Origin of the sequence: Paenibacillus sp. 102 (assembly GCF_039549175.1) — a bacterium.
In the GTDB taxonomy this organism is placed as follows: domain Bacteria; phylum Bacillota; class Bacilli; order Bacillales; family Bacillaceae_G; genus Bacillus_A.
The window spans coordinates 1-20,311 of sequence record NZ_JBCGHT010000018.1 but is presented as its reverse complement, the minus strand read 5'-3'; the positions used below and the strand labels follow the sequence as shown (position 1 = coordinate 20,311).

The following is a 20,311-nucleotide window of genomic DNA, read 5'->3' as shown; positions in this document are numbered from 1 at the left end:
GTGTTTTTCAACATGATTCTATTAGCTAGCATTCTCATTTTCCAATAATCTTTCAAATTGCTCTCGCACTTGTGGAACTGATAATCCAATAATGACTTGAATCGCTTTACCATTCCTCACAATACCATGCGCACCCGCGGATTTAAAATCCTTGTCCGCACTTAATAACGTTTCATCCTTTACACTTACGCGAAGACGTGTTGCACAGTTTGTAACATCTTCTATATTCTCTTTTCCACCCAGTGCAATTAAAATTCGCTTCGCCTGTTGATCATCGCCTGAGACTTCTTCCTTTCTCAACGAATGATCCTGCTTTTTAGCTTTATAATCAGCTTTTGTATATAGCTTAATTTCCTCATTTTCTTCTTTTTCTCTTCCTGGTGTAGCGATATCAAGCTTTAAAATTAGGAAACGGAATACCAAGAAATAAATAGCCATAAATATAAATCCAATAACCCACTGTGTTACAAAAGTCCATCCATGGTATTTAAACAATGGAATCCAGTTAGCAGTGGCAACTTCAATAATACCGCCTCCCATGTTTCCAACTACACCAAATGCATACATTGTCGCTGCCATAGTAGCTGCTAAGAAAGCATGTACAGCAAATAAAATAGGTGCAACAAATAAAAATGTAAATTCAATTGGCTCCGTCACTCCTGCAATAACAGATGTTAATGTAGCAGAAATGAGTAACCCTGATACCATCTTCTTATTTTTAGCTTTCGCCGTTACATATATAGCAGCCGCTATACCTGGAATACCAAAAATTTTCGAGTTACCATGTAGAGCAAATCCCCCTTGCGGAAACATGTCTTTTAATGATTGCGTAGATGTAGCAAAGGTTGTTAAATGCTCTGCCCAATATTTTGTAATTCCTCCTTCTACTGCTGCAGGGCCAAAAATAAATGGACCATAAATAAAATGATGTAATCCAGTTGGAATTAAAATACGTTCTAAAAATGTATATAGCCAAACGCCTACAATACCAGACGTAGATAGAAAAACTTGTAAAGATGAAATTCCGTGCTGTACCATTGGCCATCCATATGACGTAAGTAATGCGACTGGTAGCATAACGAAAAATGCTATAATGACAACAAATGACGATCCTTGAAAAATCCCTAAAAACTCTGGTAACTTTTTATCAAAGTAACGATTATGTAAAGAAACAACAATAGCTGCAATGAAAATAGCACCTATAATATTCGTGTCCAAAGTTTTAATACCCGCAATTGTTGTTAGTCCACTAGTCCCTCCAATTTCTGCATCAAAATCCACCCCGAAATGACTACCCCATAATGTCAAAATAGCATTAATAAAATAATTGAAAGTGAGATAGGTAATAATTGCTTCCATACAAGCACGTGCATGTGCCTTTTTCGCTAAACCAATCGGAATCCCTATTACAAATAATAATGGCATTTGTCTAAAAACAGCCCAGCCCCCTTCCTCAATGACATACCAAAATTTATACCACATCCCATTGGGATCCGCTAAGGAACCCATTATATCTGGATTTTTAAATAAGATGGTTAATCCGACTATAATACCGGCGAACGGAAAAAGTAACACCGGTACGAATATTGCCCCGCCAAAACGCTGAATTTTTTGCATCATAGTAAAACGCCTCCCGCTTCACTTTTTATAAAACTCACATTTTCTCTAAAAAGGCTGTAGCTATTCCTATCTCAACTAAAGTTTATATAAACGCTCTACCCTCCCTTTGTTAACGCTTTCATTAAATTTATATCACACCAACTCTTTTCCCAACAACGGTTCCCATACACTTTGCCCTCAATCACCTTTTCTGTGATATTTTCCATGAAGTAAGAATATTCCCAAAAGGTTCCTAAACAAAAAAAAGGAACATCCCTTATATAGGAATGTTCCTTTTCTCGCTAGCTAATTAGTTTTTTGTAACGTTAGCAGCTTGTGGTCCGCGGTTGCCTTCAACGATTTCGAAAGAAACTTCTTGACCTTCTTCTAAAGTTTTGAAACCTTCACCTTGGATAGCTGAGAAGTGAACGAATACATCGTCTCCACCTTCAACTTCGATGAAACCAAAACCTTTTTCGCCGTTAAACCATTTAACTTTACCTGTTTGCATGTCATGTACCTCCTAAATAAAAATGAAACTATGAATCCACATGAAAAGGTGGATATAAAGGACATGAATGTATCTCAGACCTAATGCCTTGAATTAAACACGCTTTATTTCCGTACCACATTATGTAGCTCAATAGTGACTTCACTATATCACGCTCTATCAAAAACGTCAAATGAGAACACTTTCATTTCAGTATTTTCCTCATATTTTTTTTAAAACTTCACAAAATATGTAAAATAATTGACTCTCTAATAATTTTTATTTGAAAATTAACAAAACTACAGTTTTCTAATCTCTTTAATTTCTATACAATATTAGTATCCACTACATAAGAGGTGAAAATAATGAAGGCACATGAAATCGAGTATAAACTATACGGCGATGATATGCAGTTTGTTGAAATTGAATTAGATCCAGAGGAAAGTGTTATCGCAGAAGCTGGCGCGATGATGATGATGGAAGACTATATTGAAATGGAAACAATCTTCGGTGACGGGGGTGGAAAGTCTAGCGGCCTATTCGGAAAACTAATGGGTGCTGGAAAGCGTCTCGTTACAGGTGAAAGTATGTTTATGACTGTATTTACAAACACAGGTCATGGCAAACGTCACGTATCATTTGCTGCACCGTATCCTGGGAAAATCGTCCCAGTTGATTTAAGAGAGTATCAAGGCAAAGTAATTTGTCAAAAAGATGCATTCCTTTGTGCTGCAAAAGGTGTTTCTATCGGAATTGAATTCACAAAAAAAATTGGTAGCGGCTTCTTCGGCGGTGAAGGCTTCATTATGCAAAAACTTGAAGGTGATGGACTTGCTTTCATGCACGCAGGTGGCACAGTATACAAACGTGAGCTTAAGCCTGGTGAAAAACTCCGCATTGATACAGGGTGTCTTGTTGCGATGACGAAAGATATTAACTACGATATTCAATTCGTAGGCAACGTAAAAACTGCTCTATTTGGCGGTGAAGGTTTATTCTTCGCGACGTTAGAAGGACCAGGAACGGTTTGGCTTCAATCCTTAACATTAAGCCGTTTAGCAGCACGTCTTACAAACCCTGCCGCTCAAAGCAGCGGTGAAGGTAGCGTTTTAGGAGGACTTGGTCGTCTTCTTGATGGAAAAGAGTAAAATCCAAATCGCTACGTCATAAAACGTAGCGATTTTTTCATTTATCTTTTTCTGCTGTAGGACTGTACATACCATTTTGAATCATATAATACTCCATCGCCTCATTTAACTGGAGGTTCAAGTGTTACTTTGTAAAACATATTCACTTTTCATTGCACTTTATTTGCAAATCGCTCAAAGAATGAATCCTCATCCCCACTCATATATTGAACTATTACTTCTTCTTAGGGAGGGCTTCCTTGATGCGTACTCCTTTATCTTTTGATAAAGATACTGCCATACTGTTAGCTTCTTGCTGCGAGTTAACATATGATCAATATAAACAAAATGGCGTTTTTCAAATACCTGATAATTTTCAATATGTACAAGGTTTTCAAGCAAAAGTAATTCAAACAACAGAATGGTTTGGCTTCATATTAGAATCTGAAGATACTATCATCGTTGCCTTTCGGGGAACACAAACGGATCCAGAGTGGCTTATTGATTCACTTATGAACCAAAAACCGTATCCATACGCTTTAAACAGTGGAAATGTCCATAACGGTTTTCTCTCTATTTATGAATCGTGCCGTGATACAATTATGGATATGCTCGTATCTTTGCCATCCCATAAAAAATTGCTCGCCACAGGACATAGTCTAGGCGGAGCCCTTGCCACACTGCACATTTTAGATGCACGCGTTAATACTGCATTTGCACAATACGGTCTCTATAACTTCGCTTCTCCAAAAGTTGGCGATATTACTTTTCGAAACTACTATAAAATGCAAGTAGCAAGCAGCTTTCGCTTCGTTAATTTATTCGATGTCGTCCCGCTTCTTCCCCCGCGCAAAGTGCATTTTAATGACCACGATTGGGAATATGCACATGTTCATCACAACTTGACATTTACGAAAAACACAAAATCCATTGCCAACAATCACGCCATGGCAACATACAAAACATGTCTGACTTCTCACTTTTAAACCGGAAACATTTGGAAATGGAATGATAGTATATTATAATAATATATGAATCCAATTTGATTTTCTAACATATAAATTATGGCTATGAAGAACAGAAAGAGACTTTTACTCATTTTCTCCTTCTGTTTTCACATGGCATGGGGCTAAAAAAGACACTGACCGCTTCTATGCATGGCCGGATGCTCTCACCCATCTGAAAAGAATGGTTTGATGTTCGTTTTTTAATTTGGATTTATATATGTAACTAACTTCGGATGAGGGGACCATACATGCTAAAATATTTATTTGCACTTTTTCTTGTTCTATTATTTGCAGTTACAGGTTTCTTTACATTCTCATACTTTGCTACAGAGGAGTATGGGGGAACTGGTATGCTTTATTCAGTGAATCCTTGTATTTCAGTAGCAAGCTAAAAAAATCAAAACAGCTTGGAAACTTCCAAGCTGTTTTGATTTTACCAGGCACTATTATATTCTTCTTTCAACAGAGAATATACCTTAGAATCTCTGTACACATCATTAATTCTTACACTTTGTCTCAATATTCCTTCATAGGTCATCTTTAACTTTTGCATCACTCGTTCAGACGCTATATTTTTCACATCACATCTTCCCTCAATACGATTCAAACTTAACTCCTGAAAACCAAACTTTATCAGCTCTTCTGAAGCTTCAACAATAATGCCCTTTCCCCAATACAACGGACTGATAACTGCTCCTAAAGAAGCACTACTGTGCGGTAATAGCCAAATACCACAGGTTCCTATCGCTTTTTGGTTCTCCTGAAAAATAACGGACCAAACAAAAGATTTACCTTCCTTTGTTGTTTCCATCATTTTTTCCAATAAACTACGAGTCTCTTCTTTATCTTCATGTACATTTCGAGGTACATATGTAGTCGTTTGGGGATCTGAATAAACTTCAAACAAATCGTCTAAATGAGAAACTTCTAATTTTGTTAGTATAAGACGCTTTGTTTCTAATTTCTGAAGTTCATAGCTATTTTGCATACTTCCACCTCATTCCATAATTGGTTTATCCACTTTTTTTCATAATAAAAAGAATCCCATACTAAAATATACCGTACTTATTTTTATATTCTTCAATCCCATAAACAAAAGCCCCTTCAAATCTTCACAAGGGACCCTATATTATTCCTATATATTCATTTTGATTTTTAGGCATATAAGTCGCTGCTATGAAGAACAAAAGTGACCTCCACTCTTTTTTCTCCTTCTGTTTTCACGTGGCATGAGGCTAAAAAAGGATCTGACCGCTTCTACACAAGGCCGGATCCTCTCTCCCAACTAAAAAGAAAGGTTTTTAATTTATATCTTCAACTCATGAAAGCTTAACCCTATCACCAATACCCCAAATCTCATTACTATACTCCAAAATCGTTCGATCACTCGCAAAATGCCCAGATTGTGCAATATTGATAATCGACATCTCGAGCCACTTTCTTCTTTTTTCATATGCTCTTCCTACATCTTCTTGACGCTCTGCATATGGACTAAAATCACGAAGGACAAAGTACTCGTCGTTTTGAATGACAAGCGAATCGTAAATTGCTTCAAATTCGGCACCAGCATTTTGGAAAAAGCCATTTGTTAACTGATCCACAATTTTTTTAATGTGCATATTGTGGTGGTAGTAATCATTTGCACGATAACCACCGTTTTGGTAATAATGAAGCACTTCTTCCGCTGTTAAGCCAAAGATAAAACAGGCTTCATCCCCTACTCTTTCTCTTATTTCAATATTAGCTCCATCCAGCGTTCCGAGCGTAATTGCACCATTCATCATAAACTTCATATTCCCTGTTCCTGATGCTTCTTTACTCGCCGTTGAGATTTGTTCACTTACATCTGCCGCTGGGAAAATATCTTCCGCTAAGGAAACACGATAGTTTTCTAGAAAGATAACTTTCATATATTGACTTACATACGGATCTTCATTTACCTTTCGAGCAAGTTCATTTATTAATTTAATAATCTTTTTCGCATAATAATAGCCTGGCGATGCTTTCGCTCCAAAAATAAACGTGCGCGGATAAAACGAAAAACTAGAATCTTCTTTCAAACGATTGTACAAATATAAAATGTGTAACACGTTTAATAATTGCCTTTTGTAAGCGTGCAATCGTTTCACTTGTACATCAAAAATAGAATTCGGGTCAACGATAATTCCCATTTTGTTGTGAATTCGTTCTGCTAAAATATGTTTACGCTCTTGCTTTACCTCATGTAACTTATCTTGAAAAGCAGTGTCATACCGATAATCCTGCAGTAATTGTAACGCTTCAGGGCGTTTCTTCCATTCCGTTCCAATCGCTTCTGAAATGAGATTTGTAAGCTGAGGGTTTGCTTTTAGAAGCCAGCGCCTATGCGCGATTCCATTTGTCTTATTGTTAAATTTCTCCGGGTAAAACTCATAAAACAATCGCATTTCACGTTGTTTTAAAATTTCCGTATGAATTTTTGCAACGCCATTTACACTATAACTCCCGACAATTGCTAAATGCGCCATTTTTACAAGATCATGCGCGATAATCGCCATATCTTCAATTCGCTTCCAATCATATGGATATCGCTCCCATAGTTCATGACAAAAGCGTTCATTGATTTCTTCAATAATCATGTAAATACGCGGTAATAACGGTTTAAAGATGTGGATCGGCCATTTCTCAAGCGCTTCTGACAATGTCGTATGGTTCGTATAAGAAATCGTCTGAGTCGTAATATCCCATGCTTCTTCCCAAGAGAGTTTTTCTTCATCTAGTAAAATACGCATGAGTTCTGGAATCGCAAGGACTGGGTGTGTATCATTGATGTGAATTGCAATTTTCTCATGCAAATTGCGAAGCGTTCCATTTCTCTCTCTATGCATGCGAATAATGTTTTGTAAGCTTGCCGATACAAGAAAATACTGTTGTTTTAACCGTAATATTTTCCCTTCATCATGTGTATCATCTGGATATAAAAATTCCGATACCGCTTCTGTTTCACGTTTATATTTCAAAATATCTTTGCAATTTTGAGGAAAAGGAACTGGCTCTGCATTCCAAAGCCGAAGTGTATTCACAGTATTTGTTTCATACCCAACGACTGGAACATCATACGGAACCGCCATAATAACTTCTGCATCAGTATGACGAAATTCTAAACGGCCATTGATTTGTACAGCTTCCACTCGTCCAAAGTAACTTACTTCCACTGCTTGATCATGCCTTCTTACTTCCCATACATTTTCATGACGAAGCCACTGTTCAGGCAATTCCACCTGATACCCATCGACAATTTTCTGATCAAATAAACCATGCTTATAACGAATACCACATCCGTGTCCCGGAAGATTTAAAGATGCCAATGAATCAAGAAAACAGGCTGCAAGGCGGCCAAGTCCTCCGTTACCAAGTCCTGCATCCGCTTCACTTTCTTCTAATTCTTTCAATGAAATTCCAAGCTCTGAAAGACCTTGTTCACATACATCATGTATTCCTAAATTTAGTAAATTACTACCGAGCAAACGGCCAAGTAAAAACTCAATAGATAAGTAATACACTTGCTTTTGACTCCCTGTCCGGTACCTTTCATTTGTTGCAATCCAATGTTGATTCATATACTCACGTACCATATGACCGAGTGTATTATACTGGTCACGACTGGTAGAATCTTTGAAACTTTTTCCATACATCGTTTCTAGTTTTTCTAAAAAAGCTGCTTTAAAACTTTCAACATGAGCAAACATTTTTTCACCACCTAAGAGTGTTTCAACAAACTTTTATATAGTTCCTTGTATGCAAAAGCAGATTTTTTCCAGCTATAATCTTCTGTCATCGCCTGCTTTACAAGCTGATTCCATACCGGTTTATTATGATAATACTTCAATGCACGACGAACTGTGTGTAACATGTCATGAGCGTTAAAGTTTCTAAAACTGAAGCCATTTCCAGCCTCCGTTTTCTCATTATAAGAGTGAACTGTATCGTTCAATCCTCCCGTTTCTCTTACAATTGGGATTACACCATATGAGAGTGCGATAAGTTGTCCAAGTCCACATGGTTCAAATAATGATGGCATTAAAAATAAATCACTGCCTGCATATACTTGATGTGCTAACTCTTCATTAAACCCAACATACACTTTCACTTTTTCTGGATACTCATATGCCATCCACTCGAAAAACTGCTCATACTCAGAATCCCCTGACCCTAAAATGATACATTGTACATCGTCTTCCATCATTTCATGAAAGACAGTACGTACTAAATCAAGACCTTTTTGCTTTGTTAATCGCGTTACCATTGAAATAATTGGCGTATCTTCTTTTTCTGGCAAACCAAAGTAACGCTGCAGTGCACGTTTATTGTCTTGCTTATCATATAGCGACTCAGCATCATACTGTGCAGTAATAAATGAATCCGTTTTTGGATTATATACACTCGTATCAATACCATTTACAATCCCGCTCAGCTTATCATTATATTTACGCAGCAAACCATCTAGTTTTTCTCCAAAAAATTCGTATTGAATCTCTTCCTTATATGTCGGACTAACCGCTGTAATACGATCTGAAGCGATAATGCCGCCTTTCATAAAGTTAACGTTCCCATAAAATTCAAGCTGTTCACTATGAAAATATTCATCGCCAAGCTCCAGTAAATCATGCATAACTTCACGTGGAAATACACCTTGGAACTGCAAATTATGAATCGTATAAACGGTTTTAATATGTTGATATGACGGGTTGTCCCCATACTTTTCACGTAGTAAAAAATTCGCCATCGCTGTATGCCAATCGTGACTATGAAGGATATCCACTTCAAAATCTAAGTGCGGCATACACTCTAACACTGCTTTAGAAAAGAAAGAAAAACGTTCTCCATCATCATAATGTCCGTATAGAGAATCCCTTTTAAAATAATATTCATTGTCGATTAAATAATACGTAATCCCGTCTTGCTCCCCTTTTAAAATACCGCAATATTGGTTTCGCCAACCAAGCTGAACATTGATTACCTTATGAAGCGTACATGCTTCTCGTAAATGCTTAGGAATAAGACTGTAGTTTGGAAGTATAATGCGGACGTTTACCCCTAATTTTTTCAATTCTTTTGGAAGTGCACCCGCAACATCTGCTAAGCCTCCTGATTTAATAAACGGTACGCATTCTGATACTGCAAATAAAATATTCACGTGTTGTTCCACTGCCTGAAAAGCGTGTACACCTTGAGCCGCCCTTCTTACAGCTTCCTCCCTTCGGATTTTAAATTTATATCATGATGAGCCAGTGAATCCCAGTCCACTGGCTATATAGCTCTATTTCGATTTTCCTACATAGAAATTACGGCTATGAGAGAAAAAGAAGACTTCTACTTACTTTCTCCTTTTGGTTTTAACTCGGCATGGGGCCACAAAAGGCTCTGACCGCTTCTATCCATCGCTGGATCCTCTCTTCCACCTAAAAAAGAAGGTTTTAATCCATATTTTCATTTATATTGAGCTTTCAAGAATAACTAGTAACATTTTGACTTTGGATACTCCCCTTTTCCACAACATATGGATTATCAGGTGTTCCTGTTAAAACTACACCATCCTCAATCTTAACATCTTTATCAATAATAACACCGTCTAATATACAGTTATCTCCAATTTGGCTCTTTTGCATAATAATACTATTTCGAATTACCGAACCTTTTCCAACCTTAACCGAACGAAATACAACACTATTCTCAACTTTCCCTGCAATAATACTTCCATTTGCAATCATTGTATTTTTCACCTTAGCATCTTTCATATAACGTGTTGGTGGTTCATCTTTTACTTTTGTAAAAATCGGTGCTTCTTTCGTAAATAACTGTTTCCAAATCGAAGGCTGCAAAATTTCTAAACTATGTTTATAATAACTTTCAATCGAATCGATCACCGCTACATATCCCGTATGTTCATATGTGCCAATGTACAATGATTCTCCCCGCTTTTCTCTAACAACATCAAATAAACTATAATGCTCCATATCTTTATACGTTTCAAATAACTCTAATAATAACTGTTTCTTAAGCACATAGGTTTGCAAGGGAACTCCTTCATGGCACACTTCCGTAATATCTGCTTCCGTATGTATATGTCTCTCTAACACTGCTTGAAAATTTATTGCTGTGACAAGGTGACTATTTGTAATGACAACATACTCTTGTCTACTACGTAGAAAATAATCAATATGTCTTCTAAAATGAGCGAAGGAACCAAACTCATCTTGATCACATTGGCAATTCGGAGGAAATAAAAATAAGCCGTCGCGTTTTCTATCTAAGTCCCATTGTTTTCCTGATCCAAGATGATCCATCAAGGAACGATTTTTATGACTCGTAAAAATCGCTACGCTATGAATATGGGAATTAACCATATTTGAAAGCATAAAATCAATGAGACGATAACGCCCTCCAAATGGTAGCGCAGCTAGTGAACGGTGTTCTGTTACTTTCTTTAAAGAAGGAAAGCTCCCTGTTGCATTAATAATTCCTAACATTGATTCTCCCATGTATCTCATCCCCTTTTGTCTATTTTCCTTCTGCGATTAATACAATCTCATCTACATTTTTTTCTGATCGAATCACGGTATTATCCTCAATTACCATACCTGAGCCAACAATCGCCTTTTCAATCACAACATTTTTTCCAATTCGAGCCCCTGGCATAACAACGGAATCAATAACTAGGCTACCTTCTCCTACCGTTACACCTTGGAATAAAACAGAATGCTTTACATCTCCCTCAATAACGCATCCTTCATTTATCAATGACTCTTCTACTTTGGCATTCTCAGCTATAAATTGTGGTGGTTCGTTGGGGTTAACTGAGTAAACGCGCCAATCACGATCATTTAGGTGCAATAAAGATTCATCACGAAGCAAGTCCATATTGGCTTCCCATAAACTTTTAACAGTTCCAACATCTTTCCAATACCCTTGGAACGGATAAGCAATTAATTTCTTTCCTTCATCTAGTAAAAGAGGAAGAACATCTTTTCCGAAGTCATTCGTAGAATCTGGATTTCTTGCATCCATCTCTAAATATTCTTTTAAGATCGCCCAATTAAAAATGTAAATTCCCATCGAGGCAAGATTGCTTTTTGGGAACTGTGGTTTTTCCTCAAACTCAACAATCTCCATCTCTTCATTCGTATTCATAATTCCAAATCTACTTGCTTCGTCCCAAGGTACCTCAATAACAGAAATCGAAACATCTGCTTCTTTTTCAATATGGTAATCTAACATTTTGCTGTAATCCATTTTATAAATATGATCCCCTGATAAAATCAGAACATATTCAGGATCGTACTGATGCAAGTAGTTTAAGTTTTGATAAATCGCACTAGCTGTTCCTGTATACCATTTCACTCCTGAAGATTCCGAGTACGGGGGCAATACAGTCACGCCGCCATTCACACGGTCTAAATCCCAAGCATTACCGATTCCAATATAGCTATGAAGTTCAAGTGGCTGATACTGCGTTAAAATTCCAACCGTTTCAATACCAGAGTTTGCACAATTACTTAAAGTGAAATCAATGATTCGATATTTGCCGCCAAATGGAACAGCTGGCTTTGCTAAATTTTTTGTTAAGGCACTTAAACGGCTACCCTTTCCTCCTGCTAGTAACATTGCTACGCACGTCTGCTTTTGAACCATCTTGTTTTTTGCTCCCCTTTCTCGTTTTCACTGGTCGTAAAATAGATACCCCAAGTGGTGGAATTGTTATTTCTACATGAGCAGACTGGTTATGATACGGCTCCTCTATTACCTTCAGCCGTTTTTTATTCACCTGTCCTGAACCGCCATATATTACATCATCACTATTTAAAATCTCGTTATAATATTGGAATTCTGGTACGCCCACTTTATAGTTTTCGTACACAATGTTAGTAAAATTACATACAACGACAAGGATATCCTCATCCTTATCCCCTTTACGAATAAATGAAAAAATACTTTGTTCTCTATTATCAGCATCAATCCATTGAAACCCTTCCTGCGAATGATCAAGCTGCCAAAGTGGCTTAGAGCGCTTATACAATGCTATGAGCACTTTAAAGTAATCATGCATAGAACGATGCATTTCAAAATCATGCAAATTCCAATCTAGATCCTCAAGATCTTTCCACTCATCAAACTGGCCGAATTCCCCGCCCATAAAGAGCAATTTCTTCCCGGGGTGCGTAAAGAAATACCCGTATAATAAACGAAGCTGTGCAAACTTTTCCCAGTAGTCTCCCGGCATTTTATTTAACAATGATTTTTTCCCGTGAACAACTTCATCGTGAGAAAGCGGCAATATGAAATTTTCGGAGTAAGCATATAGCAAAGAAAATGTCATTTTCTCATGAATATATTTCCGGTATTCCGGTGCACACTCCATATATTTCAGCACATCATTCATCCAGCCCATATTCCACTTATAATTAAACCCTAGTCCGCCTTCATAAGTTGGCGCAGTCACAAGTGGCCAAGCTGTCGAATCTTCTGCAGTCATCAGAAATTCTTCGTCCTCTGCAAACACTGCCTCATTTAACTCTCGTAAAAAGGAAACGGCATATTCATTACTTTGCTCTTTCCCTTCCTTTTCCCAATACAACATATTTGCAACCGCATCGACGCGAAAGCCGTCAATATGGTAATATTTCATCCAAAACAATGCATTTGAAATCAAAAAATTTCGCACTTCTTGTTTTCCTAAATCAAAATTTACTGTTCCCCAAACTTCATTCTCCTGCACGTCTAAATCTTTATATTCATAGGTTGGTGCCCCATCAAATAAATACAAACCATGGGCATCCTTACAAAAATGACCTGGTACCCAATCTAAAATGACACCGATTCCATATTTATGACATTCATCGACAAAATACATGAAATCATGAGGTGTACCAAACCGACTTGTCACCGCATAATATCCAGTTCCCTGATACCCCCAGGATCGATCATATGGATGTTCAACAAGCGGCATAATTTCAATGTGGGTAAATTGATGTTCCACCACATAAGGAATGAGTTCCGCTGCCATTTCTCGATACGAGTACAGCGAGCCATTTTCTTTCTTTTTCCATGATCCAAAATGCAATTCATAAACTGCCATTGCTTCCTTATAAGTTGATTTTCGCTTTTTCTTACGGAACCAATTTTTATCGTTCCATTCGTATCCCCTTATATCAAAAATAACAGATGCCGTATTTGGTCTTACTTCTGCATAATTTGCATAGGGATCTGCTTTTAAAATTGTTTCGCCACCTTTGGTTTCAATCGCATACTTATATATTTCGTTTTCCTCCAAATGTGGTATAAACAATGACCAAATACCCTGTTCTGTCATTTGTATCATCCGATGCCCTTCAACATCCCAATCATTAAAATCTCCAACTACGCTCAAAGCTTTTGCATGAGGAGCCCATACTGTAAATCGTACGCCTTGTATTTCACCCTCTACTGCAAGATGCGCGCCAAATATGTTATAGCTCTCATAACACTTCTTTGTATGAAATTCATACAAACTCTCTTCTATACAATTTGTTACACTCAATATGTTCACCTCACTAAGATGACAGAATTTTTATTACTTTATAAACATTCGCTAAAAAACTGAAATATCCTTGTGCATTTTTAAATAAATATACGTTTTTTCGTGGGAATTAAAGGTAATATTTTAATTTTTGATAAAATATATCGAATTTTGACGAATATTCATTGAAAGCGTTTTATTTTTTATATAATCATTTTACTTGTAATAATATAATAAAAAGCACCCTATTTTTAAATAGAGTGCTTCTTCTATAAACAACCCTTTTCCAGCAAAAGGGGTATATTTGGGGGATATACAGGGAAACTGGAAAAGGAATTTATATTATTTTATATAAAAATCCAGAAGCTGGAAGCAGTTTCCCGCCTCTGAATCATTTATCAGTTATATTAAAGTACTGGTGCCATTGTTTCTTTTAAAACTTTTACAGAGTGAGCGAATTTCGCTTTTTCTTCTTCATTTAGCTCAAGCTCAACGATTTCACGTACACCTTCGCGGTTAATAACTGCTGGAACACCTACATAAGCGTCTTTTTCGCCGTATTGGCCTTCAAGGTATGCAGATACAGTTAGTACACTGTTCTCATTGTTTAAGATCGCTTTAGTTACACGCAGTAGTGACATACCGATTCCGTAGTAAGTTGCACCTTTACGCTCGATGATATGGTAAGCTGCATCACGTACATTTTCGAAGATTTTATCTAAATCATCTTGGTTATACTGTTCGTTGTTCGCTAAGATTGTTTCTAGTTTTTGTACCCCTACAGTAGCGTGGCTCCATACTGGAAGTTCAGTATCACCGTGCTCACCAACGATGTATGCATGAACGTTACGTGGATCTACATCTAAGTAGTCACCTAACATATAGCGGAAACGAGCAGAGTCTAAAGTTGTACCAGAACCAATTACGCGCTCTTTTGGTAATCCAGATTCTTTCCAAGTTACGTAAGTTAAGATGTCAACTGGGTTAGTTGCAATTAGGAAAATACCATCAAATCCGCTATCCATAATACCGCGAACGATTTGCTTAAAGATTTTTGTATTTTTCTCAACTAAGTCTAAACGAGTTTCACCTGGTTTTTGTGGTAATCCAGCAGTGATAACAACAAGATCTGCATCTTTGCAATCTGCATAACTACCGCTCCAAACTTTTGTTGGTGCTGGAGAGAATGGTACCGCATGGCTTAAGTCCATTGCTTCCCCTTCTGCTTTTGCTTCATTTACATCTACAAGTACAAATTCTTCAGCTACACCTTGGTTGATCATTGAGTAAGCATAACTACAACCTACAGCTCCTGTTCCTACTAATACTACCCGATTGATACCTTTTTTCATGGTAATTTCCCCTCTCTATTGTTCACATTTATTATGATTGTTTAAGTAATTAATTAAAGTACTAATTTAATGTTGTTTAACTTCCTTACACACATATTGTAGCATGAATCATTGTGAATTAATTCACAAATTATGACCTATTTGTGAACTTTTTCACAGATAGGAGAAAGTTATCATACTAGGTATGGAATCAATCTCAATGTAAACCTTTTCTTTAGATTGTGAAAACTTATTTTCATGTAGTACTACATTTTCGATAGCGTTTCTAGAAAGAGTTGTGAATTTAAAATAAAGTTTAATCATTTTGAAAAAAGATTAACTGTTTATAAAAAAGTTGTACTGTTTTATTCCTTTTTATTTGTCGTAAAAATAGATTTGGGTAATACTTTTAATCAAATTTTATTTCAAAGCAACATTAACGGATCAGATTAGTGAAATAATAAATTTGTTTCATTTCGGAGAACAAATCATCAAACATAGTCTCCTTTTTTAAGTTGCTGAACATTAAAAGTTAATGATGTTCCACTTTTAAGATATGATTCGTCTCGATTTGCTTTCTCAATATTGCACCGAATCCAACAATAGTATATTGTTGGATTCGGTGATATGGTTCGTCAACTTAAACTGTTCAACTGATTATTGGAGGTATTTGATTGAATGAATAAACATGACCAACTAAATGTTATTAAAGAAGATTTTATTAATTGTCAAAAAGTACTATTGGCAATTGGTGATGAAACACGTCAATCTATCTTGTTAGTTCTAATGGGAACGGATTGTCAAACAGGATTGCGTGTAGGGGAAATCACTGAACAAACACATCTTTCTCGACCTGCTGTGTCACATCATCTTAAGATTTTGCGAGATGCCGGTATTATTTTAATGCGTAAAGAAGGTACAAAAAACTTTTATTATATTAATGTACGAACAAAATTAGGTTTATTAAAAACTCTTGTGTTGGATATTGAGAAGTTAATGCAAAAATTTTATTGAAATTATGGAATATAAACATAGATTATTTGGAGGTATATAAAATGAGAGCAATGGTTATTGATAAGTATGGGAAAGTCCCCATGCGTATGGCAGAAATGCCCATACCTGAAATTAATGAATATGAGGTACTCGCAGAAATTCATGCAGCTAGTATTAATCCTATTGATTTTAAGATACGCGATGGGAAAGTGAAATTGTTAGTTAAATATAAAATGCCCCTTATCCTTGGTAATGACTTTTCTGGTGTCGTGATGAAGGTTGGAGCAAAAGTGACTCGTTTTAAAGTTGGTGATGCAATATATGCCCGTCCACGGAAGAGTAACATCGGTACTTTTGCGGAATATATCTCAATTCATGAAAATGACATAGCCTTAAAACCTAAAAATTTGAGCTTTGAGGAAGCAGCTTCGATCCCATTGGTTGGGTTAACCTCATATCAAGCCTTACATGACATAATACAATTACAAAAAGGACAAAAGATTTTGATTCAAGCTGGCGCTGGTGGTGTCGGTACCTTTGCTATTCAACTGGCAAAAGTAATGGGTGCCACTGTTGCAACGACTACCAGTGAAGCTGGTACGAATTTAGTAAAATCTCTTGGTGCAGATGAAATTATTAATTACAAGACAGAAAAATTTGAAGATATACTGAAAAATTATGATGTAGTATTTGATACAATTGGGGGCAAGATACTCGAAAAATCATTCGATATTATAAAAAGCGGTGGAAAAATTGTTTCCATTTCGGGAATACCGAATGCTCGTTTTGCTAAAGAATATGGTTCAGGTTTTTTTAAAACGTTGTTGTTTTCAGCAGCAAGTAATAAACTTACTGCACTTGAAAAAAAGCATAGTGCTCAATATACGTTTTTGTTTATGAAGCCAAGTGGAGATCAATTACGTATTATTGCAAACTTTATTGAGTCTGGTAAAATCAAACCTATAATTGATAGAGTTTTTTCTTTTAAAGATGCTCAAAAGGCGATGGAATATTCGGAGTCGGGAAGGGCTAAAGGAAAAATAATTTTAAAAATCAGATAGTTATCAAACGAAGCAAAATTACTATTTTCGCTCATTTTCATTTAATTCTGTGTAATTGGTATTTTTATATTGAAATTTCCTTAATGTTGTAAACCCGTATTTTGACTCTACCCTAAAAGTTAGCTCAATGATGCTCCTTGAAATATTCAAATTTTTTTATAGAAAACTCGTACTTAGTTATAAAAGGAACTCCATTTTGATCAATTTTTTTTCAAAATGGAGTTTTTGTATTTGATGTTAAATAAGGGGTGAAGGTAATTTTTCAATCAATCTTTATTCTAAAGCTACGAGAATAGCTTTTTATGCAAGGCCTTATCTTACTTCTGGCATTAAACGGGTAGAAACTCCAATTCGATTCCATGCATTAATAGCGACAATCTGCATAATGATTTCAGCAATTTGTTTTTCTTCAAAGTATTTTCTTACTTCTTCATATACTTCATCAGGAACGTGCGTTTCCGCTACTAGTGTAATCGCCTCTGTCAAAGCAAGCACAGCACGTTCTTCCTGCGTAAAAAATGGTGTCTCACGCCAAGCATTAAGAGCATAAATACGCTGCTCTGTCTCCCCTAGTTTTCGTGCATCTTTCGTATGGAGATCAATGCAATACGCACATCCATTGATTTGAGAAGCCCGGATCTTAATTAGCTCTTTCAATATCTCATCAATACTTGTAGTCATCAAATATTTTTCTAATCCTGCCATTGCCTTGTAACCTTCTGGATTTACTTTTCCCATTAAGAATCTTGTTTCCATCATATATTCCCTCCATAAAATAAAATTAGTTTGTACTTTGACACCAGGATATTTAACAGGGTCTTTCATAAATGATTTAAAATCACTATCTGCCGTAAAATATTTTAATTCATGACAGAAGCTCTAATAAGAAACATATATAGCATCCCTTTTATATCCTGTCACTTATAAGACAAATTAGCTTTTTGTTTTGTGACAAAGTAAAAAAGAGATTTAAAAAATCTCTTTTTAATAAATACTATAGAACTGGAATATGCTTTAATTTATCAGGATTGACTATAATGTAGATTCTTCTAATTGATTCTCCACTTTCATTCCACTCAAAACATATGACTTTTTCTGCACGGCCTTTATTCCTTGCTAAGATACCAATTTGACCATTTATGATAGTTGGAAAAAGTTCGACTTGAAAGAATCCCCTTGAAACAATTGCCTCCAGAAATGTCTGGATACGCTGTTTGCCCAAAATCGGAAATATGGCTGCACGCACTTTACCGCCTCCATCAGTGACAAGGGCTACATCCTCTCTCAACAAATTAATAAACGCCTCAAAATTTCCTGTTTCTGAACCTTGAATAAAGGTATGTACCATCTTTTCTGTATGACTCGATTGTTGTGGATGTACTGACACTTCATGCTGTATCTTCTCTTTGCAACGGCTGTAAATCTTTCGGCAATTTGCCTCTGATTTGTTTAGAATCTCCGCTACTTCTCGATAATCGTATCTGAGAGCTTCCCTTAAGACAAATACCGCTCTTTCAATAGGTGTTAAATTCTCTAGCAGTACAAGAAATGCATAGGATACTCTTTCGTTTTGAATTATAGTTTCCATAGGATTTAGTTTCATCGTATCTATTTCCGGCTCAGGAAGCCATTCTCCTGTATATACTTCTCTCTTTTTCTGAGCCGATTGTAGTATATTCAAACAATGGTTTGTCGTCATTTTAATTAAATATGCCTTCATATTTTTAATTGATTCTTGGTTCACATGTTGACTTTTAATAAGTATATCCTGAGCAACATCCTCCGCGTCACTAACAGAGCCAAGCAGGCGATATGCAACAGAGTAAACTAAAGGTTGATATGTTCGATACAAAGTTTCAAAATCCATATTATCACTCCATTCTATAGCGTGTTTCAATATAAAAATATATGATTTGTTATAATTAAAAGATTATCTTTCTGTTACGAAAGGCTTGTATAATTTAAGAAAGTGGAAAGAGGTGATACTATGGAGAATAACATGCGGGAAAGCAAAACAATAGCTAAACCCATTCTTTGGACTATTTCTTTACTTATCGCTACACTATTCGTTTTTGTAACCTCAAGATTATACCCAAATACTGATTTGCGAATTAGCATTGTTTTATTAACTGTAATTGACATTGGATTTATAGTCGCTTTAATTTTGGGAATTAAGACAAAAAACGCTAGTATAATGATCTTCAGTGTTATATCTAATGGCATATTTTTCATACTGCTATCCATTTATATTTTTTTACTATTAGTCGCTAATGGAATTTCAGAATCTTAAAAACGAAAAAAGAGATAGCAGAATCTGCTATCTCTTTAAGTATGACCCGTACGGGATTCGAACCCGTGTTACCGCCGTGAAAGGGCGGTGTCTTAACCACTTGACCAACGGGCCAATTTCTGGCAGAGAAGAAGGGATTCGAACCCTCGCACCGCGTTAGCGATCTACTCCCTTAGCAGGGGAGCCCCTTGAGCCACTTGGGTACTTCTCTATAATGGCTCCGCAGGTAGGACTCGAACCTACGACCGATCGGTTAACAGCCGATAGCTCTACCACTGAGCTACTGCGGAATAATACATGGTGGGCCTAAATGGACTCGAACCATCGACCTCACGCTTATCAGGCGTGCGCTCTAACCAGCTGAGCTATAGGCCCCTAATCAAAAGCGGGTGAAGAGAATCGAACTCTCGACCAGAGCTTGGAAGGCTCTTGTTTTACCACTAAACTACACCCGCATGAAACTAAAAATGGTGAGCCATGAAGGATTCGAACCTTCGACCCTCTGATTAAAAGTCAGATGCTCTACCAACTGAGCTAATGGCTCATTTATAATAAACAAGCACTCACCAAAGTGAAATGTGATGCCGGCTAGAGGACTTGAACCCCCAACCTACTGATTACAAGTCAGTTGCTCTACCAATTGAGCTAAGCCGGCTTGCATAAAAATGGTGGCTCGGGACGGAATCGAACCGCCGACACGAGGATTTTCAGTCCTCTGCTCTACCGACTGAGCTACCGAGCCTTTATGTAAAAATGGCGGTCCCGACCGGGGTCGAACCGGCGATCTCCTGCGTGACAGGCAGGCATGTTAACCACTACACCACGGGACCATTTGGTTGCGGGGACAGGATTTGAACCTGCGACCTTCGGGTTATGAG

The 20,311-nt window shown here is 36.8% G+C and carries 17 protein-coding genes and 9 tRNA genes; 6 read left to right on the top strand and 20 right to left on the bottom strand.

The window, feature by feature from the left end; all coding sequences use genetic code 11:
• Positions 1-21 precede the first annotated feature (21 nt).
• The gene (locus AAIE21_RS24365; RefSeq protein WP_343269125.1) at positions 22-1,620 is read right to left on the bottom strand and encodes an alpha-glucoside-specific PTS transporter subunit IIBC; all 1,599 of its coding nucleotides are present in this window, start codon (positions 1,618-1,620) and stop codon (positions 22-24) included.
• Positions 1,621-1,909: 289 nt separating this feature from the next.
• Positions 1,910-2,110: a cold-shock protein CspD gene (gene cspD, locus AAIE21_RS24360; protein WP_001193050.1), complete on the bottom strand. Its 201-nt coding sequence runs from the start codon at positions 2,108-2,110 to the stop codon at positions 1,910-1,912.
• A 344-nt stretch (positions 2,111-2,454) separates the two neighbouring features.
• Here cspD and AAIE21_RS24355 point away from each other — a divergent pair, with 344 nt between their 5' ends.
• The 3 genes from AAIE21_RS24355 to AAIE21_RS24345 all read left to right on the top strand — a co-directional run bounded on the left by AAIE21_RS24355 (position 2,455) and on the right by AAIE21_RS24345 (position 4,615).
• On the top strand, positions 2,455-3,237 hold the full coding sequence (locus AAIE21_RS24355; RefSeq protein WP_343269124.1) for a TIGR00266 family protein: 783 nt from the start codon (positions 2,455-2,457) through the stop codon (positions 3,235-3,237).
• Positions 3,238-3,479: 242 nt separating this feature from the next.
• Positions 3,480-4,202 carry a lipase family protein gene (locus tag AAIE21_RS24350; RefSeq protein WP_343269123.1) on the top strand — a complete coding sequence of 241 codons (723 nt, stop codon included), beginning with the start codon at positions 3,480-3,482 and terminating at the stop codon, positions 4,200-4,202.
• A gap of 269 nt (positions 4,203-4,471) precedes the next feature.
• Positions 4,472-4,615: a hypothetical protein gene (locus tag AAIE21_RS24345; protein WP_343269122.1), complete on the top strand. Its 144-nt coding sequence runs from the start codon at positions 4,472-4,474 to the stop codon at positions 4,613-4,615.
• A gap of 41 nt (positions 4,616-4,656) precedes the next feature.
• Here AAIE21_RS24345 and AAIE21_RS24340 read toward each other — a convergent pair whose 3' ends face one another.
• The 7 genes from AAIE21_RS24340 to AAIE21_RS24310 form a co-directional block, all read right to left on the bottom strand.
• The gene (locus AAIE21_RS24340) at positions 4,657-5,211 is read right to left on the bottom strand and encodes a GNAT family N-acetyltransferase (RefSeq protein WP_343269121.1); all 555 of its coding nucleotides are present in this window, start codon (positions 5,209-5,211) and stop codon (positions 4,657-4,659) included.
• A gap of 331 nt (positions 5,212-5,542) precedes the next feature.
• Positions 5,543-7,951, bottom strand: a complete 2,409-nt coding sequence (locus AAIE21_RS24335) for a glycogen/starch/alpha-glucan phosphorylase (protein ID WP_343269120.1) — start codon at positions 7,949-7,951, stop codon at positions 5,543-5,545.
• Positions 7,952-7,962: 11 nt separating this feature from the next.
• Positions 7,963-9,399, bottom strand: coding sequence for a glycogen synthase GlgA (glgA, locus tag AAIE21_RS24330; protein WP_343269119.1), 1,437 nt, complete (start codon positions 9,397-9,399; stop codon positions 7,963-7,965).
• A gap of 310 nt (positions 9,400-9,709) precedes the next feature.
• Positions 9,710-10,744, bottom strand: a complete 1,035-nt coding sequence (locus tag AAIE21_RS24325) for a GlgC family sugar phosphate nucleotidyltransferase (RefSeq protein WP_343269118.1) — start codon at positions 10,742-10,744, stop codon at positions 9,710-9,712.
• A 19-nt stretch (positions 10,745-10,763) separates the two neighbouring features.
• Entirely contained in the window at positions 10,764-11,894 is a 1,131-nt protein-coding gene (locus AAIE21_RS24320; RefSeq protein ID WP_336450610.1) for a glucose-1-phosphate adenylyltransferase, read from the bottom strand.
• A complete protein-coding gene (glgB, locus tag AAIE21_RS24315; RefSeq protein ID WP_343269117.1) occupies positions 11,842-13,779 on the bottom strand; it encodes a 1,4-alpha-glucan branching protein GlgB in 1,938 nt (645 codons plus the stop codon). The genes AAIE21_RS24320 and glgB overlap by 53 nt, the downstream gene beginning before the upstream one ends.
• A 386-nt stretch (positions 13,780-14,165) precedes the next feature.
• Entirely contained in the window at positions 14,166-15,110 is a 945-nt protein-coding gene (locus AAIE21_RS24310) for an L-lactate dehydrogenase (protein WP_343269116.1), read from the bottom strand.
• A gap of 657 nt (positions 15,111-15,767) precedes the next feature.
• On the opposite strand from AAIE21_RS24310, the gene AAIE21_RS24305 reads away from it, so the two are divergent.
• Together AAIE21_RS24305 and AAIE21_RS24300 are read left to right on the top strand one after the other, a co-directional pair.
• Positions 15,768-16,103 carry an ArsR/SmtB family transcription factor gene (locus AAIE21_RS24305; protein ID WP_343269115.1) on the top strand — a complete coding sequence of 112 codons (336 nt, stop codon included), beginning with the start codon at positions 15,768-15,770 and terminating at the stop codon, positions 16,101-16,103.
• A 41-nt stretch (positions 16,104-16,144) separates the two neighbouring features.
• Positions 16,145-17,143 (top strand): NADP-dependent oxidoreductase, encoded by a 999-nt coding sequence (locus AAIE21_RS24300; RefSeq protein ID WP_343269114.1) that lies wholly within the window; start codon positions 16,145-16,147, stop codon positions 17,141-17,143.
• 312 nt (positions 17,144-17,455) lie between these two features.
• On the opposite strand, the gene AAIE21_RS24295 is transcribed toward AAIE21_RS24300, so the two are convergent.
• Entirely contained in the window at positions 17,456-17,899 is a 444-nt protein-coding gene (locus tag AAIE21_RS24295) for a carboxymuconolactone decarboxylase family protein (protein WP_343269182.1), read from the bottom strand.
• A 238-nt stretch (positions 17,900-18,137) separates the two neighbouring features.
• Positions 18,138-19,010: an RNA polymerase sigma-70 factor gene (locus tag AAIE21_RS24290; protein ID WP_343269113.1), complete on the bottom strand. Its 873-nt coding sequence runs from the start codon at positions 19,008-19,010 to the stop codon at positions 18,138-18,140.
• A 120-nt stretch (positions 19,011-19,130) separates the two neighbouring features.
• Between AAIE21_RS24290 and AAIE21_RS24285 the strand changes: the two genes are divergently transcribed.
• Positions 19,131-19,433, top strand: a complete 303-nt coding sequence (locus AAIE21_RS24285; RefSeq protein WP_343269112.1) for a hypothetical protein — start codon at positions 19,131-19,133, stop codon at positions 19,431-19,433.
• Positions 19,434-19,475: 42 nt separating this feature from the next.
• Here the strand turns inward: AAIE21_RS24285 and AAIE21_RS24280 are convergent.
• From AAIE21_RS24280 to AAIE21_RS24240, 9 genes are all read right to left on the bottom strand, one after another.
• Positions 19,476-19,547: transfer RNA gene (locus AAIE21_RS24280), tRNA-Glu, on the bottom strand.
• Between the two features lie 6 nt (positions 19,548-19,553).
• A tRNA-Ser gene (locus tag AAIE21_RS24275) sits at positions 19,554-19,644 on the bottom strand.
• A gap of 4 nt (positions 19,645-19,648) precedes the next feature.
• Positions 19,649-19,723 (bottom strand) — tRNA-Asn (locus tag AAIE21_RS24270).
• Positions 19,724-19,731: 8 nt separating this feature from the next.
• Positions 19,732-19,808, bottom strand: a tRNA-Ile gene (locus tag AAIE21_RS24265).
• Between the two features lie 9 nt (positions 19,809-19,817).
• Positions 19,818-19,888: transfer RNA gene (locus tag AAIE21_RS24260), tRNA-Gly, on the bottom strand.
• A 13-nt stretch (positions 19,889-19,901) separates the two neighbouring features.
• Positions 19,902-19,977 (bottom strand) — tRNA-Lys (locus AAIE21_RS24255).
• Positions 19,978-20,015: 38 nt separating this feature from the next.
• Positions 20,016-20,088: transfer RNA gene (locus tag AAIE21_RS24250), tRNA-Thr, on the bottom strand.
• Between the two features lie 11 nt (positions 20,089-20,099).
• Positions 20,100-20,175 (bottom strand) — tRNA-Phe (locus tag AAIE21_RS24245).
• 12 nt (positions 20,176-20,187) lie between these two features.
• A tRNA-Asp gene (locus AAIE21_RS24240) sits at positions 20,188-20,263 on the bottom strand.
• Positions 20,264-20,311 lie beyond the last annotated feature (48 nt).